Raw genomic sequence first — 17,346 nt, 5'->3', positions numbered from 1 at the left:
CTACCCCGCCGACCGCGACGACGCGGCGCGGTCGTTGGCCACCCAACCCGTGACGCCAGGTTGCACAGATAGCAAGACGGACGTACGGTTTTGTTGGAAGCGGAATCGGCGGTAAGTGTCACCTAACCTCGGCGGCACCCCGACCGGTGCGACAGACTGCTCAGGACTACTCACGGTCGCTGGTGTGAAGGAGTACGACGTGGCGAGCCTCGACACCTTCGGTGCGAAGACCCAGCTACGCGTCGGAGACGCGAGCTACGAGATTTTCAAGATCGACAAGGTGGACGGCCACGCGCGGTTGCCGTACAGCCTGAAGATCCTGCTGGAGAACCTGCTGCGGACCGAGGACGGCGCGAACATCACCGCCGACCACATCCGCCAGCTCGGCGGGTGGGACTCCACCGCCGCCCCGAGCGTGGAGATCCAGTTCACCCCGGCGCGGGTCCTGATGCAGGACTTCACCGGCGTGCCCTGCGTGGTCGACCTGGCCACCATGCGCGAGGCCGTACGTGACCTGGGCGGCGACGCCAGCAAGGTCAACCCCCTCGCCCCGGCCGAGCTGGTCATCGACCACTCGGTCATCGCCGACCTGTTCGGCCGCGAGGACGCGTTCGCCCGCAACGTCGAGCTGGAGTACGAGCGCAACAAGGAGCGTTACCAGTTCCTGCGCTGGGGTCAGACCGCGTTCAACGAGTTCAAGGTCGTCCCGCCGGGCACCGGCATCGTGCACCAGGTCAACATCGAGTACCTGGCCCGCACCATCATGGAGCGGGGTGGCCAGGCGTACCCGGACACGGTGGTCGGCACCGACTCGCACACCACAATGGTCAACGGCCTGGGCGTGCTGGGCTGGGGCGTCGGCGGCATCGAGGCCGAGGCCGCGATGCTCGGCCAGCCGGTCAGCATGCTGATCCCCCGGGTGGTGGGCTTCAAGCTCTCCGGTGAGATGCCGGCCGGCACCACCGCCACCGACCTGGTGCTGACCATCACCGAGATGCTGCGCAAGCACGGTGTGGTCGGCAAGTTCGTCGAGTTCTACGGCCCCGGCGTTGGCGCCGTGCCGCTGGCCAACCGGGCCACCATCGGCAACATGTCGCCGGAGTACGGCTCCACCGTGGCGATCTTCCCGATCGACGCGGAGACGATTCGCTACCTGGAGCTGACCGGCCGTGACGCGGCGCAGGTCGCGCTCGTCGAGGCGTACGCCAAGGAGCAGGGCCTCTGGCACGACCCGGATGCCGAGCCGGACTACTCCGAACGCCTGGAGCTGGACCTCGGCTCCATCGAGCCGTCGCTCGCTGGGCCGAAGCGCCCGCAGGACCGGGTGCCGCTGGGTGCTGCGAAGACGCTGTTCCGCTCCGCGTTGACCGACTACGTGGCCGATGACTCCGTCGGCGAGCGCGACCTCAAGCCGGGTGTTCCTCGCGAGGAGCTGCCGCGTGGCGCGAACGGCCCGGCCGACGAGGCCAGCGCCGAGTCGTTCCCGGCCAGCGACCCGCCGGCCAACGAGTTCAGCGACCCGGCCGACGAGCCGCGTGACCTGGAGACCGCTGCTGTCGGCGCGGGCGGCCGGGCCAGCAACCCGGTCCGGGTCACCGGCGCGGACGGCGTCGAGTACGAGCTGGACCACGGTGCCGTGGTGATCGCCGCGATCACCTCCTGCACCAACACGTCCAACCCGCAGGTGATGATCGGTGCCGCGCTGCTGGCCCGCAACGCTGTGGAGAAGGGCCTGACCCGCAAGCCGTGGGTGAAGACCACACTGGCGCCCGGGTCGAAGGTCGTCATGGACTACTACGAGCGGGCCGGCCTCACGCCGTACCTGGACAAGCTCGGCTTCAACCTGGTCGGCTACGGCTGCACCACCTGCATCGGCAACTCGGGCCCGCTGCCCGAGGAGGTGTCCGCCGCAGTCAACGAGCACGACCTGTCGGTGGTTTCGGTGCTCTCCGGCAACCGGAACTTCGAGGGCCGGATCAACCCGGACGTCAAGATGAACTACCTGGCGTCGCCGCCGCTGGTGGTCGCCTACGCCCTGGCCGGCACCATGGACATCGACCTGGCCAACGAGCCGATCGGTGAGGACTCCGAGGGCAACCCGGTCTACCTGCGCGAGATCTGGCCGAACAGCGCCGAGATCCAGGACGTCATCGCCCAGGCGATCGGCGCCACCGGGTTCAGCGCCGCGTACGCCGATGTCTTCGCCGGCGACGAGCGGTGGCAGTCGCTGCCGACCCCGACCGGCGACACCTTCGCCTGGGAGAACGACTCCACCTACGTGCGCAAGCCCCCGTACTTCGAGGGCATGCAGCAGGAGCCGAGCCCGGTCGTCGACATCTCGGCTGCCCGGGTGCTGGCCAAGCTGGGTGACTCGGTGACCACCGACCACATCTCGCCGGCCGGCGCGATCAAGGCGGACTCCCCGGCCGGCACGTACCTGGCCGAGCATGGCGTGCCGCGCCACGAGTTCAACTCGTACGGTTCCCGCCGGGGTAACCACGAGGTGATGATCCGGGGCACCTTCGCCAACATCCGGCTGCGCAACCAGTTGGTCCCGGGGGTGGAGGGCGGCTTCACCGTCAACCACCTCACCGGCGAGCAGACCTCGATCTTCGACGCCTCCGTCGCCTACCAGGAGGCCGGCATCCCGCTGGTCGTGCTGGCCGGCAAGGAGTACGGCTCGGGCTCGTCGCGGGACTGGGCGGCCAAGGGCACCATGCTGCTGGGCGTCCGGGCGGTCATCGCCGAGTCGTACGAGCGGATCCACCGTTCCAACCTGATCGGGATGGGCGTGCTGCCGCTCCAGTTCCCGGTGGACGTCACCGCCGAGTCGCTCGGTTTGACCGGCACGGAGACGTTCACCATCACCGGGGTGACCGCCCTGAACGACGGTGAGGTCCCCCGCACTGTGCAGGTCAGCACCGACACCGGCGTGGAGTTCGACGCCGTGGTGCGGATCGACACCCCCGGTGAGGCGGACTACTACCGGCACGGCGGCATCCTCCAGTACGTGCTGCGCCGCATGATCGCCAACTGATCGCGTACGGCTGGTGAAGGCCGCTCCCGCTCCGGCGGGGGCGGCCTTCACCGTTCCAGCCGCGGAAGGCTCGCTGTCAGAGCGTCCGTAGTCGCTCGGCTACCGCGTCATCCACGGCGCGGCACGCGTAACCCCGTAACCGCCGTCGCAGGATGGTCGCCCGAAGCGCGTCTCGCGCGGCAGTCCGCAACACTGCACTGTCGGCGGCCACAGCCTCATCGAACTCGGCGAAGAGACTCTCGACCTGACGCATGTCGTAACCGCGCAGAGTAACCACGAACGGCAGTGCCATGTGGCCACCATATCGATCGCCGCCTGCGCCGACAGGGGTGAGCGCTCAGCGCAGCCGTAGCGCGACAGCGCGGGCCTCCTCGTCGGTCAGCGGCAGGAACCAGAGGAAACGGCGGACGATGGCGACCGGATCGGGTCCGCCCGGCTGACCACGCAGGTCGCGGATCGCCCGGCGGGTGATCCGGGAGAACTCGGGGATCAGGGTCGCGCGGCGGGCGGCGTCCGTCGGGGTAGCTCGCAGTGCCGGGCAGGGCCAGTCGCGACCGCAGGCGTTGCACATCCAGAGCGGGCCGTCGGCGGTGTGCGCGACCGGCGGGCCGCACCGGGGCCGCCAGCGTGATTCGGGTACGACGTCCGGTGCGCGACCGGGGCCACGGTACGGAGGGTGTGGTGGCCCGGTCGGGCCGGTGTTGACCATCCGGGGTGAGGCGGGCCGAGCCGGTCGATTGCCCGGCCGATGTGGGCGGTTGCAGGACCTGTCCTCGGGCATCCGGTGCTCCCTCTTCGACGCTGTCTACACAGCACCCTGCCGAGGGTTGCCAAGCGATCACACCGCGTAGAAGTATCTCCTTCTGACGTCTGGAACGTTCTGGAGGGGCCGGAGATGAATCGAGCCGTGCAGGCGGCCATGGTCGAGAAGGGCCACACGGCGGACAGTCTCGCTGCTCAGATCGGCGTCGATCCGAAGACGGCAGCCAAGTGGGCGAGCACGGGACGAATTCCGCAGACGCGTCATCGCGCCCGGGTCGCCGAGCTGCTCGGACGAAACGTCGACGAGCTGTGGCCGGACGCGCTCAAGCGCCGGACGCCGGCCTGGTTCCGCCCCTGGGCCGAGATCGAGCGTGAGGCGCTGTCACTGCGATCGTTCCAGCTCGCGTGGATACCGGGGCTTCTTCAGACGAAGGCGTACGCGCTGGCGACGCTGGGCGGCGAGGCGCTGACGCCGGCCGAGGCCGACGATCTCGCCGAGGCGCGGCTGAGCCGGCAGGCCGTCCTGCGGCGGGAGCGTCCGCCGCTGCTCGTCGCGGTCCTCGACGAGGCAATCCTCCGGCGGACCATCGACAGTGACCGGGCCATGATGCGGGAGCAGTGCGAGCGGCTTGCCGAGCAGGCCACGCTGCCGAACGTGTCGCTCTTCGTCGTGCCCGCCGACGTCGGCATGTACCCGGGCCTGGGTGGGCCGTTCACAGTGGCCGAGATGCCGGACGGGGCGCGGGTCGCGCACGTCGACAGCCAGGCGCAGGCACAGCTCATCGACAAGGCAGCCGACGTTGCTACCCTGGATCGACGGTGGGAACGCATTCGCGACGGAGCACTGTCCCGTGCGCAGTCCCTCAATCTCATCAGAGAAGCGGCAGCATCATGGATCTGACCGGCGCTCGGTGGCGCAAGAGCAGCAGGAGTGGCAACAACGGCGGCGACTGCGTCGAGGTGGCCGCCAACCTCCCCGGCGTCATCGGCGTACGCGACTCCAAGGACCCGGCCGGTCCGGCGCTCGCCTTCGACCCGGCGGCCTGGGCCCGGTTCCTGGTGTTGGCCAAGCGCGGCTGAACCTCTGCGAGGTCCCGGCACGACCCAGCCGCGTCACCCTCGAAAGCAGAGATCTTGGACAGTTTCCGTTAACTGATAACGGAAACTGTCCAAGATTCACCCTGCCCGCTCTTTCCTGGCCCGACCGCCGTCGTCGGCATGGCCGGACCATGACGCACGAGAGCCAACCCGAGCGTCTAGGGTGCGAGTTCGTCGGCCCGGTCGAGCAGCGCACGGCGCTCGGCGGTTGAGCCCACCGCTGCCGCCGCCTCCCGGAACAGTCCTGCCGCGCGCAGCCGGTCGCCCTGCCGGGCCACCAGATCGGCCTGCACCGCCACGGCCAGCGGATGGCCGTCCAGTCCGCCGTCGGCGCGCGCCGCGTCGAGCACCACCAACCCGGCGTCCGGCCCGTACGCGTACCCGTGCGCGACAGCACGGTTGAGCGCGATCACCGGTGAGGGGCGGAGGTCGGCGAGCGCGTCGTAGGCCCGCGCGATCCTCGGCCAGTCGGTCTCGTCGGCCGAGGCGGCGGTGGCGTGGCAGGCGGCGATCCGGGCCTGCCACGCGTACGGCCCGTCGTGGCGTACCCGATCGAGGGCGACCAGGGCCTCGGCGATGGCGGCGCCGTCCCACCTGTCGCGGTCCTGCCGCTCCAGGGTGAGCAGGTTGCCGGCAGTGTCGCGGCGGGCGTCCCGACGGGAGTGTTGGAACAGCACCAGTGCGAGCAACGCGGCGACTTCGGACTGGTCGGGCATCAGCCGGTCGAGCAGCCGGGCCAGCCGGACCGCCTCGTCGGCGAAGGCCGGTTCGCCGTCGGCGACGTAACCCCGGGTGAACAGCAGGTACAGCACAGCGAGGACGCCGGGCAGCCGCTCGGTCAGCGCCGGCCCGCTCGGCACCCGGTACGGGATGCCGGCCTGGGCGATGCGGGTGCGCGCTCGGGTCAACCGGCGGGTCATCGTCGACTCGCTGACCAGCAGCAGGCGCGCGATGTCGGAGGTCGGCACGCCGCAGACCGTTCGCAACGTCAACGCCACCCGGGCTTCGATCGCGAGCGCCGGATGGCAGCAGGTGAAGATGAGACGCAGCCGGTCGTCCACCACGTCCTGCCCCACCTCGGGCTCGGGATGCGCCTCGTCCGGCGTGAGCAACGCCAGGTCGTGCAGCTTTCGCCGCTCCACAGTGGCCCGGCGCAGCACGTCGATCGCCCGGTTGCGCGCCACCGTCATGAGCCAGCCGCCCGGGTTGGCCGGCACACCGTCGGTGGGCCAACGCTCCAACGCGACGGTCAACGACTCCTGGGCGCAGTCCTCGGCCAACGCCCAGTCCCCGGTCACCCGGATCAGTGTCGCGACGATCCGGGGGTACGCCTCGACGCTGGCGACCGCGACGGCCTCCGCCGCCACCGCGCCGGCCGGTGCCGGAGTGCGCACCGGCCGGCGCTGCGACGTCGACAACTCGGTCAGTCGGACAGGGCCGCGAACGGACGCAACTCCAGTCGCCCCTCGCGGGCCATCGGGTGGGTGCGGGCCACCTCGATCGCCTCGTCCAGGTCGGCGCAGTCGAGCAGGTCGAAGCCCACGATCACCTCGGCGGTCTCCGCGAACGGGCCCTCGGAGACGAGCAGTTCACCGCCGCGAACACGAACGGTGGTGGCCGCGCTGGTCGGCGCCAGCGCGTCGCCGGTCAGGCGGCGGCCACGAGAGTCGTTCTCCGCCACCCACTTGTGGATGTCGGGCAGCTCGGTGGGGTCGGTGTCCGGCTCAGCGTCGTTGCACACGAACATCATGTACTTCATCTGGTCGCTCCCTGGTCTCTCGGGGTATCACCAGCATGACGATCGGCCGACAGCGTTCCGGACACCCTCCCCCAAAAAACTTTGGTCAGTCTCCGCTGGCGGCGCGGCGGCGGGCCTCGCGGGTCTTCATGGCGTGCTCCATCAGCGTGACGAGCACCTCCTTGCTGGACTCACGCTGCCGGGCGTCGCAGAGCAGCACCGGCACACCCGGGTCCAGGTTCAGCGCGGCCTGCACCTCGTCCAGGCGGTACGACCGAGCGCCCTGGAAGCAGTTCACCGCCACCACGAAGGGCGTGCCCCGACCCTCGAAGTAGTCGATCGAGGGGAAGCAGTCGGCGAGCCGACGGGTGTCGGCCAGCACCACAGCGCCGATCGCGCCCAACGCCAGCTCGTCCCAGACGAACCAGAACCGGTCCTGCCCCGGCGTACCGAACAGGTACAGCACCAGGTCGTCGCTGATGGTGATCCGGCCGAAGTCCATGGCCACGGTGGTGGTGGTCTTGCCTTCCACCCCGGACAGGTCGTCGATGCCGACGCCCGACTCCGTCAGCACCTCTTCGGTGCGCAACGGCCGGGTTTCGCTGACCGCGCCAACCATCGTCGTCTTGCCCACGCCGAAGCCGCCCGCGACCAGGATCTTGATCGCGGTGGGCAGTGGCGTCGCTCCCGCCGGCCGGTCAGAGTGCCCGTAGTCCATTGATTACCGCCTCGAAGATGCTGTTGTCGGGAAGACCGGCCGTGGTCTGCGGCTCGCGGACCTGCACCAGGCTGCGGGCCGCCAGATCACCGAGAAGCACCCGAATGGTGCCCACCGGCAGGTCGAGATGGGCGGCGATCTCGGCGACGGACTGTATGCGTTGGCACAGCCCGACGATCGCCAAATGCTCGGGACCGAGACCGACCTCGGGTATGACCTCGGCTCGGGTCGCTGTGACCAGGGAGATCAGGTCGAATGTTCCGGTGACCGGGCGGGCCCGACCACGCGTCATCGCGTACGGACGCACCACCGGACCCGCGTGGTCATCCACCCACTGATGGTCTGCGGACTCCCCCTGGACCGTCATCGCCGCTACCTCTCGCCGACCTGCTGATCAGTGCCGCGCGAGGGCGATGCGACGTACTTGCCGACACGGGTGACCAGCATCGCCATCTCGTAGGCGATCAGGCCGACGTCGGCGTCCTCGCTGGCCAGTACCGCCAGGCAGGCGTTGCGGCCGGCCGCGGTGACGAACAGGAACGACGACTGCATCTCGATGATGGTCTGCTGCACCTGCCCGCCACCGAAACGCTTGCCGGCGCCTCGGGCGAGGCTCTGGATGCCGGCCGCCATGGCTGCGAGGTGCTCGCCGTCGTCCCGGCTCAACCCCTGGGAGGAGGCCATCAAGAGGCCGTCGGTGGAGAGCGCGACCGCGTGTTCGGCCTGCTTCACCCGGCCCACCAGGTCATCCAGCAACCACGTCAGGTCGGCGCTCGAAGCCGTCTTCTGGGTCACTTCGTCGTCCTCTTCTCGCCCGGCTGTGCGCCGTGTTCGTCTGGGGCTTGACCGTCACACCGCGCGGAAACCCGCGTCGTCGGTGCTCGGTCAGGTCGCTTGTGGATCCTCGTCGGTCGGCTCGGACGGCGTCGCCGCCGGGGCGCCGGAGGCGCCGCCGAGCAGCCGAGCCGCGTCGGTCCGCCCACGCCGGGTGCCGGTCTGGTAGGAGCTCATCATCCGGCGAACCTGCTCCGGTGGGCGCACCACATCCTCGTCGTCGGTTTCGGATACCGCCGGGTCGTCTCGCAACTCGGGAACGATGTTCGCCTGTCGGATCCGGACGGGCAGGCCGGAGTCGGTGCGCTCCGCCTCGGCGCGGGCGGGCATCGGACCACCGTCGCCGGCCGGGGTCGGCTCGCCGTCGGGGGCCTGCGCGCGGGGGCGGTCGACGGCGGGCAGGCCGGCGGGCACGGTCGGGGCTTCCAGGGCTGGCTGGGCCGGGCCGCGCCGGGCGCGGGTGGGCAGGTCGGGGGTGCCGGTTGCCGGGGTGGTCCGCTGTCGGGTGGGGAGAACGGTGTCCGCCTCGGCCTCCTCGTCCGTCGTCGGTGCGGTGGTCTCGGCCGGCACCGCCACCGGCGAGGTCACCGCCACCTCCGGCGCGGTGGTCGTCGGTGCCGCGAGCGCGACCGGTGCGAGGGACGCCGGACGGCCGCTGTCAGTGGCGGGCGCCGATGGCATCGGGATGGCCGAGCCGGCCCGGAACGAGCCGGAGTCCTCCGGGGAGGCGTCGGCCTCGGTGACCAGGTCCAGCGGGATCAGCACGACAGCTGTGGTGCCGCCGTACGCGGACTCCTTGAGCCGCACCCGCACGCCGTGCCGTTCGGTCAGCCGGCTCACCACGTAGAGCCCGAGGCGGGCGGCGTTGGCGAGGTTCAGCTCGGACTGGTCGACGATGCGGTGGTTCGCGGCGGCCAGGTCCTCCTCGCTCATGCCGAGGCCCCGGTCCTCGATCTCGATGGCGAACCCGTTGGAGACCAGTTGGCCGCGGACCTCGACGGTCGTGTGCGGTGGGGAGAACGACAGGCCGTTCTCGATCAGCTCGGCCAGCAGGTGGATGACGTCGCCGACCGCGCGGCCGGCGAGCGAGACCGGCCCGAGCGGCAGCACGTTGACCCTGGTGTAGTCCTCCACCTCGGCCACGGCGCCGCGCACCACGTCGACCATGGGGACGTTGCGTCGCCAGGCCCGACCGGGGGTGGAGCCGGAGAGCACGATCAGGTTCTCCGCGTTGCGCCGCATCCGGGTGGCCAGGTGGTCGACCCGGAACAGGTCCTCCAGCTCCTCGGCGTCGTGTTCGCGGCGCTCCATGGCGTCGAGCAGGGTGAGCTGGCGGTGGACGAGCGCCTGCGTGCGCCGGGCCAGGCTCAGGAAGACCTCGCGGACGTTGCGACGCAGGTCGGCCTGCTCGACGGCGGTCCGCAGCGCGGTCTCCTGGACGGCGTTGAACGCCTTGCCGACCTGGCCGATCTCGTCGGTGCCGAACTCCAGCGGGGGCGCCTCGGTGGCCACGTCGACCTCCTCGCCGCGCCCGAGCCGCTCCACCACCCGGGGCAGCCGCTCGTCGGCGAGCTGCCAGGCGGCCTCGCGCAGCCGGTCCAGCTGGCGCAGCAGGTTCCGCGCGGTGGTGATCGACACCACGACGGAGGCGATGACGGCGAGCAGGCCCAGACCGGTGGCGAGCACCAGTCGGACGACGACCATCACGGCCACGCCGGTGGCCCGATCCACGATGCCCTCACCGCCGGCGGTCACGGCGCCGTTCACCTCGGCCAGTACCGGCTCGACGGTGCCCCGCCACTGCTCGGCGCCGACCGGCAGTTGGGTCGACGGCCGCCCCTCGCGGATGATGCTGTCCTGCACGGCACGCAGCCGGGTGAACGCCTCACCCTCGACGAGCTGCTGGTAACGGCGCTGATCGGCGTCGGCGAGCCGGACCCGGGTCTCCTCACCGAGGAACCGCTCCGAGCCGACCAGCGCGACGTAGCGGGCGTACTCGGCACCGCTCATCCGACCGTTGCCGAAGAGGCCGCTGAGCAGCGCGTCCTCCTGGGAGATCAGCTCCTTCATCCGGTTGAGCTGGATCAGGGCCGCCGCCTCGCCGGCGATCTGCTTGTCGTCCAGACTGCCCGTCACGTCGTAGATCTGGAAGATCGACTCGATGGCGCCGGTGTACGCCTCAGCGGCGGCGATCCGGTCGATCTTGCGGTCCAGCACCTCCGCGCGGGTCTGCTGCAACGCGTTGACCTGGGCGATCGTCATACCGAGCTGGGTGTCCAGTGCGGAACTGCCGGCGATGTCGACCTGCCAGTTGCGTACCGAGGCGGCGAAGTCGGCGGCCAACTCGGCGGTCTTACGCTGTTCGGCCTCGAGCGCCGTGCGCTGCGCGGCCTCGGGGTTGCTCAGGTACGCCTGGGTCAACCGCCGCTCCACCTGGAGCTCCTGCAACAGCGGCTCGCTCGGCGTGTAGACCTTACTGTTCAGCAACTGGACACCGAGCAGGTTGAAGCCGTCCCGCAGGGTCACCCACGCCGCGAACATCCAGAGCGCGACCAGGGAGAGCAGCAGGGCGACAACCTTGGTGCGGATACTCGTACCGCGAGAACGCATTGAACCGTCCCAGGCAGGGCGTTGACTCAGCTCATCAACGGGTGATCAGAGGGGGCGACGTCCCACCGCAGCGGGGCATCCGGGGCTGAGGCTCTGCGTACGCTAGCAGTGTCCACACAACCCCTCAAGTTGCTGTTTTTGTTGACCGGTAACCGCAATCCACCACCGATCGGTCCACGCCGGAGGCACGGATGCCTGCCAGCCGGCAGGCGGCGAGCACTGCGGCGCGAACGATGACTGTCGGACAGTACAGCTCCTTGCCGTACCACAGTGGAGGGTGCTTGCGGCCGGCGGATTCGTGTAGGTAGGCGTGCCCACGGGCCACCGCGTCGTCGACCCTTGGCACTGTCGTCGGCACCGACAGCAGCACCTGGAGGGCGTACGCGGTCTCCTCGGCGGTGCCGTCCCACCGCCCCCACGAACCGTCAGCGCGCTGGCTGTTCAGCACCCAGCCGGCCGCCCGATCCACCGCCTCGGCGGCCGCCGCACCCCGCCCGAACTCGGCCAGCGCCAGCACGCAGCAGGCGGTGGCGTAGTACGGCGAGGCGTGCCACCGGTCCTGCCAGGGGCCGTCGGCGAGCTGGTGTGCCGGCAGCACGGCGCTGAGCCGCTCGACCGTCCGGTGGTACCGGGCGTCCGCGTCGGGGTGTGCGGCCACGTGCTGACCGAACGCGTCCAGCACGTGCGCGTTGGTGGTGACCGAGAAGCCGTCCTCGCTCCCCGGCCAGGTGCAGAACCCGTCCGCCGTCTCGTACGCCCACAGGCCGGCCGGGTCGGGGCGGCGGCCGAGCCGGGCTAGCGCGTCCAGCGTGACCGAGGTGGTGTCGGCGTCCGTCGGCAGGCCCTCGCCGGTGGCAATGCCCTCGGCGCCGGTGGCGGCGGCCAGGGTACGCAGCACGGTCTCCGGCGGGTTGACCAGGACACCGGCGCGGCGCAGCCCACTGAGCACCCAGGCGCGCTCGAACACGGTGATCGGGGTCGGGCAGGGCACCGGCCCGTCAGCCTCGCGGATCAACTCCCGCAGGAAGGCGTGCGCGCGGGGACTGGCGTCCGGACCGGCGGCAGTCAGCCAGGCGGCTGTCGCTGCGGGCGACGCGCCGACGGCGGTCACTGTCGGTCCGGCGGCGACCGGTGTCGCGTCCAGCACCTCGTAGAAGTGGGCAAGCTTCGTCGGCAGCGCCGCCCCGGCGGCAACCGCGGCGCGGACCGCGCGCAGCCGGTCGGACCCGAGGCCCACGGGCAGCGCCAGCGGAGGGCGCGGCAGCCGCTCGGCGGTCGCCCGGTCCAACAGTGCCAACCGGCCGTTGATCGACTCGACAAGCGCGGGGACGATGAGGTCCAGCGCCGGGGTGTCCGGCAACGCCCGCGCGTGCGTGGCGAGCAGCCGGCCGGTGAGCGCGTCCAGTCCGCGTGCCACCGGGGCGAGCAGGTCGCCACCGACCCATCCGCCGTCGGCCAGCGCCGCGAGCAGAGCGTCGGTGGCGCTGAGCGTGGGCACCACCGCGTACCCCTCGGGTGGGCCCCACGCGCCGTCCGGGCGCTGCTCGTGCAGCAGGAACCCGATCCGCTGGTGGTGTCCCGGCAGCCAGGCCGCACCGGCGACGAGCCGGCCGCTTTCGTACACCGAGGGGGCGACCTGCCCCCACGGCCGCAGCGCCAGGCCGGCGATCAACTCGCGGGCGGCGTCCGCGACCGGGTCGGCGGCGGTCCCCGCGTCGGCGAACACCCGGGTGCCGCCGTCACTCATCGCGCTCCCCCCAGAAGTCCGACAGTTGGTAGAAGCCGCCGGTGAACGAGATCTGCCGGTTGAGGTACTCCGCCTGGCGGGGGCACCGCTCGGCGAGGGCGGCCAGGTCCCCCCGGGACCGGGCGGTCAGCTCGGCCAGCCGGTCGTGCACCTGCGCCGGGTCGTCGACCAGCGACAGGGCGTTCAGATCACCCCACTCGGCGTCGCGCCCCTGGGTGGCGAGGTCGTTGACCAGCCGCAGCACCCGCTGCACGCCGCGTCCGGCGTCCAGCAGATCGGTCAACTGGGCGAGGGTCTTCTCGTCGCCGGTGGCGATCCAGTGGGTGACGTTGACGAATGAGCAGGCGAGGTTGTCCGCGTTGTCCAGGTAGCGGTCCAGGTCCGGCAGGCGCCGCCCGGTGGTCGGGTCGGTCGGCAGGTTCTTCCAGTCCCACTCCCGCGCCACGGCGGCGAACATCCGCGCCAACTCGTCGCGCCAGATCGGGCGCAGCCGGGCGAACGCCGGCACGGTGGCCAGCTCGTCGCGCAGGTCGGCCAGCAGCCGGGCGAGGTGGCGCCCCGGCGGCGGGGCGGCGCCGTCGGCCACCGCAAGGCAGTCGGTGACCACCGTCCGGACGTCGTCGACGGACCGCGCGAGGTAGTCGACCTGCCAGTCGGCGGCGAAGACCCAGAGCAGGGTACGGGTGGTGATCCGCAGCTCCGCGGCGGTGTGCCACGGCGCGGTGAAGGCGATGGCGGTGGCCACCGAGCTGAGCAGCGCCGGGTCGAACGGCGCGGCGTCGAACAGCTCCGGGTGCGCGGCGGTGACATCCTGCAGGTCGCGTACGCCCCGCACGGCGAGTGCGCACACCCGGCCCTGCTCGGCGACCGCGTCCTGACCGGCCCGCGCCGGTCGCGGGGTCGCCGTCACGATGCGGCCGGGCGCTCGACCGGGCTGAGGATGACCTGGGCGCGCTGCTTGGGTTGCAGCGAGGCGCCCATCCGCGGAGTGAGGTTCACCGGTTCGCGCAGCCGGAAGCGGTAGCGGCTCAGCACGGTGCTGACGATGAGCTGGGCCTCCAGCAGGAACAGGTACTGCCCGAGGCACTGGTGCGGGCCTCCGCCGAACGGGAAGTAGGAGTAGCGGTAGCGCCGCCGGGGCAGCTCCGGCGCGAACCGCTCCGGGTCGAAGAGCGTCGGGTCGTCCCAGAACGTCGACATCCGCTGGGTCACGTACGGGCTGACCAGCACTGTGCCGCCGGCCTTGATCCGCACCCCGCCCAGCACGTCGTCGCCGACGGCGGTGCGCGGGATCATCCAGCCGGCCGGGTAGAGCCGCAGCATCTCGTCGAGCACCATCCGGCCGTAGCGCAGCTGGGGCAGGTGCTCACGGCCGACCCGTTCGGCGCCGACCACCTGCTCGATCTCGTCGGTCATCCGCTCGGCCACGTCGGGGCGGGACGCCAGCACCGGCCAGAGCCAGGAGAGCAGGGCGATGGTGGTCTCGGTGGCGGTGGAGAACATCGCGACGACGTCGCCGCGGATCGCGTACTCGTCGGGTTCGCTGCCGTCGGCGCGCGGCCGGCAGAGGGTGGAGATGATGTCGTCGCCGTCGGTGGGACGGGCCCGGGCCTCACGGATGATCGGCAGCACCACCTCGTCGATGGTGCGCACCGCCTCGCGGAAGGGCCGGTCGCCGGGCATCGGCACCGCGTACGGCACGGCGGGCATCAGCAGTCGGGGGAGCATCGCGGTGGTGACGGTGTCCAACGCGGCGCTGATCCGCAGCGCGTCGGGGACCGAGATCCGGTCGGCGAAGAGCACCCGCATGGTGGTGCGCAGGACGATCCGGGTCAGCTCGGCGCCGCCGTCGATGGGGCGACCGGTGCGGGCCGGTTCGAGCCACTCGTCGACCGCCTCGTTGATCGCCTCGGCCATCTTGTCGACGAGCGTCTCGGCCCGCTTCGCGGTGAACAACGGTTGCAGCGCGCCTCGGCTGGACTCCCACACTTCACCCTCGGCGACCAGGATGGCGTCACCGACGATCCGACGAACGGGTCGCCAGAGCAACCCGTCGCCGTCCCGGGTGTAGTTGGCAACGTTGTCCCGCAGCACGCGTTGCAGGTGCTCCGGATGGCTGACCAGATAGGGGCGGAACGAGCCGAGGTTGAGCCGAATGACCTCGCCGTCGGCGTCCTGAGCGAAGTCGACGAGCGCGCCCAGCGGATCGCGGACCAGCGCCGGCAGCGCGCGTCGTAACGGGATTGTCCGGGGCTCGGTGCTGACGGTGGCGGGGCGTGCCTCGGACACCTGTGACATCGAACCACGTCTCCTCGTCGTCCCGGCGACCGAAGCGATCCACTTCGGTCGGGCAGGTTGATGAAACTTTCACCTTCTGGGCCGACGGAAGCATCTCACCAATCGAGGAGCACCTCCAGACTTGCGGACGGCGCGATTTCCATCTAAGCGAACGCACACTCATCGATGTTTGCGTTCCTGCCGCGTCCTGAGTGGACGCGAAGGCGAAGCTCTACGCCGGGTAGTCCGACCAACCAGCGCGACCGCCGGATCGGCCGCACGCCGTCGACCCGGCTGCGGCATCGGCACCGACGGGCGGCATCGGGCCGGCCGGTGCGGGTCGGTGACCCGGGACGCACCGGTACCCCCGAATCCGGGCGATGCCCGGCACCCTGTGCCAGGCTCTGTGGCATGGACGACAAGACCATCCTGAACCGGATCTCCGAGCTGGTCGACGAGGAACACAAGCTGCGTGCCGACGCCCAGGCCCACGAGTCGGGCACCGAGGGCGAGGCCAGCGAGCGACTGCGCGCCCTGGAGGAGTCCCTCGACCAGTGCTGGGATCTGCTGCGCCGCCGACGGGCCGCCCGGGAGACCCACGGCGACCCGGACGCCCAGGGCGAACGCCCCAAGCCCGAGGTGGAGCGCTACCTGCAATAGCCGACGTCGCGGGTCGGGCGGTGTGGCCGCCCGACCCGCTCCGATCAGCGCAGGCCCGCCTCGTGCAGCAACTCTCCGGTCAACATGCCGGGGTCCACCTGTTCGGCGGGGAGACCCCGGGCCGCGAACCAGGTGCCGACCACCCGCACATCGCGGGCCAGGAACTCCGGCCCCTGCGGGTTCGCCACCACGTCGACCACCTGCGGCAGGTCGATCACGACCAGCCGACCCTGGTGCACGAGCAGGTTGTACGGCGACAGGTCTCCGTGCGCGTAGCCGGCCCGCGCCAGCACCCGTAGCGCCTCCACCAGTTGGGACCACAGGTCACGCAGCTCGGCCGGGCCGGGCCGCAACTGGGCCAGCCGGGGTGCCGCCTCGCCCGACTCGGCGTCACCGACGAACTCCAGCATCAGCTCGGTGCCCCGGACCTGCACCGGGTACGGCACGGCGATCCGGTCGTGCCCGGCACCGATCTCCCAGAGCCGGCTCAGCGCGGCGAACTCGGCCGCCGCCCACTGCCCGGCGATCATCTGCCGGCCGAACGCCGTCCGGCCGGCCATCGCCCGGTTCTCCCGAGACCGGCGCACCCGACGGCCCTCCAGGTAGCCGGCATCCCGATGGAACAAACGGTGCTCGGGATCGCGGTAGCGTTTCACAGCGAGCAGGCAGGACCGGTCGGTGTCCGGCACGGCCCGACGGACCAGGTGGACGTCCGCCTCCTTACCGGTCTTCAGCACACCCAGCTCGGTGTCCTTCGCGGCCAACTCGGTGACCAGCCAGGCGGGGTGCGGCTGTGGCCCGTGCACAGCGTCGTCCCAGGACGACCAGCGTTCGCCGGTGTCCGGGTCGGGCTCGCTGTCCGGGTCTGCGAGCGGCTCGGTGGGCCGCCCGCGCTTCAGAAACTGCGGTTCGTCGTCGTCGAAGCGGCTCTTGCCGCGGCTTCGGCGCTCAAGCGCCGGAAGGTCATGATCGCGCACTGTGGTGAAGTTCCCTTGGTCGAGACTGAGATCGGCAGCTGGAAGCGACCTGCAAAGACGGCCATGACCGACCCCCTCTTCTCGACCGGGCACACGCCCGGGATGCACCATGCGCGGACAATGCTCGTACCACCACGTCCGCCGGTCAACCGAATTACCGAGCGCCACCCGAACGGCCGCTCGGACGCACGATCGCCAGCGCGGAAACCCTCAGCGGGCCAGGACTGTGGCGACCGCGGCGATCAACCCGTCCACCGTGCGGCTCGGCGCGAACCGGACGTCCGACCAGGTGCGCCCCCGGTGCAGCCAGACGCTGGGCAGCCCGACGGCGGCGGCGCCGCCGATGTCCGCCTCCGGGCTGTCACCGATCACCCAGGCCCCCCGCAGCGGCATCCGGACCCGCTGGGCGGCGAGCGCGAAGATTCTCGGGTTGGGTTTGCTGACGCCGGCCTCTTCGGAGATCACCCAGTCCGCGACGTACTGGTCCAACCCGGTCTGGCGAATCTTGGCGTCCTCGACGCGCACGGTGCCGTTGCAGACCACCACCGGCACCCAGCCGGCATCGTCGGCGATCCGCAGCGCGCAGGCGGTCAGCGGGTCGAGCCGGGTCTGCGCCACCACCCCGTCGTGCAGCTCCTCGACCAGGTCGATCGAGGGAATGCGCAGCTCGTAACGGTCCCGGATGGCGTCGGCGAGGTCCCAGCGGTCGGTCAGACCGTCGGCGTCGATCGAGATCAGCCAGTCGATGTCGGTGTGGGGCGCGCCGATGCTGTCCAGGAAGCGCTCACCCCAGCGGCGGAACGGCCCGGCCCGATCCAGCAGGGTGTTGTCCAGGTCCAGCAGGAGCAGTGGCACTCGGGCACCCTACGGGACCGACGTGTCCGCCAA

At 71.1% G+C, this 17,346-nt stretch carries 17 protein-coding genes; 4 read left to right on the top strand and 13 right to left on the bottom strand.

The window, feature by feature from the left end; all coding sequences use genetic code 11:
* Window positions 1-184 precede the first annotated feature (184 nt).
* A complete protein-coding gene (locus tag AB0B98_RS07555; protein ID WP_238671536.1) occupies window positions 185-3,037 on the top strand; it encodes an aconitate hydratase in 2,853 nt (950 codons plus the stop codon).
* 76 nt (window positions 3,038-3,113) lie between these two features.
* Here the strand turns inward: AB0B98_RS07555 and AB0B98_RS07550 are convergent, their stop codons facing one another.
* Window positions 3,114-3,329: a hypothetical protein gene (locus tag AB0B98_RS07550; RefSeq protein WP_357361429.1), complete on the bottom strand. Its 216-nt coding sequence runs from the start codon at window positions 3,327-3,329 to the stop codon at window positions 3,114-3,116.
* Window positions 3,330-3,374: 45 nt separating this feature from the next.
* A complete protein-coding gene (locus AB0B98_RS07545; protein ID WP_357361428.1) occupies window positions 3,375-3,818 on the bottom strand; it encodes a hypothetical protein in 444 nt (147 codons plus the stop codon).
* A gap of 114 nt (window positions 3,819-3,932) precedes the next feature.
* Between AB0B98_RS07545 and AB0B98_RS07540 the strand changes: the two genes are divergently transcribed.
* Window positions 3,933-4,700 carry a DUF5753 domain-containing protein gene (locus tag AB0B98_RS07540; RefSeq protein ID WP_357361427.1) on the top strand — a complete coding sequence of 256 codons (768 nt, stop codon included), beginning with the start codon at window positions 3,933-3,935 and terminating at the stop codon, window positions 4,698-4,700.
* Window positions 4,691-4,879, top strand: coding sequence for a DUF397 domain-containing protein (locus AB0B98_RS07535; RefSeq protein ID WP_357361426.1), 189 nt, complete (start codon window positions 4,691-4,693; stop codon window positions 4,877-4,879). The genes AB0B98_RS07540 and AB0B98_RS07535 overlap by 10 nt, the downstream gene beginning before the upstream one ends.
* A 176-nt stretch (window positions 4,880-5,055) precedes the next feature.
* Here the strand turns inward: AB0B98_RS07535 and AB0B98_RS07530 are convergent, their stop codons facing one another.
* The 9 genes from AB0B98_RS07530 to AB0B98_RS07490 all read right to left on the bottom strand — a co-directional run bounded on the left by AB0B98_RS07530 (window position 5,056) and on the right by AB0B98_RS07490 (window position 14,788).
* Window positions 5,056-6,291: a sigma-70 family RNA polymerase sigma factor gene (locus tag AB0B98_RS07530; protein WP_357361425.1), complete on the bottom strand. Its 1,236-nt coding sequence runs from the start codon at window positions 6,289-6,291 to the stop codon at window positions 5,056-5,058.
* A 29-nt stretch (window positions 6,292-6,320) separates the two neighbouring features.
* A complete protein-coding gene (locus AB0B98_RS07525; protein WP_357361672.1) occupies window positions 6,321-6,647 on the bottom strand; it encodes a YciI family protein in 327 nt (108 codons plus the stop codon).
* Between the two features lie 94 nt (window positions 6,648-6,741).
* Window positions 6,742-7,353 carry an ATP/GTP-binding protein gene (locus AB0B98_RS07520; RefSeq protein ID WP_238671540.1) on the bottom strand — a complete coding sequence of 204 codons (612 nt, stop codon included), beginning with the start codon at window positions 7,351-7,353 and terminating at the stop codon, window positions 6,742-6,744.
* The gene (locus tag AB0B98_RS07515) at window positions 7,334-7,720 is read right to left on the bottom strand and encodes a DUF742 domain-containing protein (protein ID WP_357361424.1); all 387 of its coding nucleotides are present in this window, start codon (window positions 7,718-7,720) and stop codon (window positions 7,334-7,336) included. Before AB0B98_RS07515 ends, AB0B98_RS07520 begins: the two co-directional genes overlap by 20 nt.
* Window positions 7,721-7,725: 5 nt before the next feature.
* Window positions 7,726-8,148, bottom strand: a complete 423-nt coding sequence (locus AB0B98_RS07510; protein ID WP_091403761.1) for a roadblock/LC7 domain-containing protein — start codon at window positions 8,146-8,148, stop codon at window positions 7,726-7,728.
* 90 nt (window positions 8,149-8,238) lie between these two features.
* Window positions 8,239-10,797: a nitrate- and nitrite sensing domain-containing protein gene (locus tag AB0B98_RS07505; protein ID WP_357361423.1), complete on the bottom strand. Its 2,559-nt coding sequence runs from the start codon at window positions 10,795-10,797 to the stop codon at window positions 8,239-8,241.
* 124 nt (window positions 10,798-10,921) lie between these two features.
* A complete protein-coding gene (locus tag AB0B98_RS07500; RefSeq protein ID WP_357361422.1) occupies window positions 10,922-12,544 on the bottom strand; it encodes a prenyltransferase in 1,623 nt (540 codons plus the stop codon).
* On the bottom strand, window positions 12,537-13,454 hold the full coding sequence (locus AB0B98_RS07495) for a terpene synthase family protein (RefSeq protein WP_357361421.1): 918 nt from the start codon (window positions 13,452-13,454) through the stop codon (window positions 12,537-12,539). Before AB0B98_RS07495 ends, AB0B98_RS07500 begins: the two co-directional genes overlap by 8 nt.
* A complete protein-coding gene (locus AB0B98_RS07490; RefSeq protein WP_357361671.1) occupies window positions 13,451-14,788 on the bottom strand; it encodes a cytochrome P450 in 1,338 nt (445 codons plus the stop codon). Before AB0B98_RS07490 ends, AB0B98_RS07495 begins: the two co-directional genes overlap by 4 nt.
* 444 nt (window positions 14,789-15,232) lie before the next feature.
* On the opposite strand from AB0B98_RS07490, the gene AB0B98_RS07485 reads away from it, so the two are divergent.
* Window positions 15,233-15,481 carry a DUF2630 family protein gene (locus tag AB0B98_RS07485; RefSeq protein ID WP_091403743.1) on the top strand — a complete coding sequence of 83 codons (249 nt, stop codon included), beginning with the start codon at window positions 15,233-15,235 and terminating at the stop codon, window positions 15,479-15,481.
* A gap of 44 nt (window positions 15,482-15,525) precedes the next feature.
* On the opposite strand, the gene AB0B98_RS07480 is transcribed toward AB0B98_RS07485, so the two are convergent.
* Together AB0B98_RS07480 and AB0B98_RS07475 are read right to left on the bottom strand one after the other, a co-directional pair.
* Window positions 15,526-16,458, bottom strand: a complete 933-nt coding sequence (locus tag AB0B98_RS07480; RefSeq protein WP_238671545.1) for an RIO1 family regulatory kinase/ATPase — start codon at window positions 16,456-16,458, stop codon at window positions 15,526-15,528.
* 210 nt (window positions 16,459-16,668) lie between these two features.
* On the bottom strand, window positions 16,669-17,313 hold the full coding sequence (locus tag AB0B98_RS07475; RefSeq protein ID WP_091403736.1) for an HAD family hydrolase: 645 nt from the start codon (window positions 17,311-17,313) through the stop codon (window positions 16,669-16,671).
* Between the last annotated feature and the right edge of the window lie 33 nt (window positions 17,314-17,346).

Source organism: Micromonospora sp. NPDC048947 (assembly GCF_040649495.1).
Lineage (GTDB): Bacteria > Actinomycetota > Actinomycetes > Mycobacteriales > Micromonosporaceae > Micromonospora > Micromonospora alfalfae.
The sequence above is the reverse complement of the archived record's forward strand: the minus strand, read 5'-3'. Positions and strand labels throughout refer to the sequence as shown.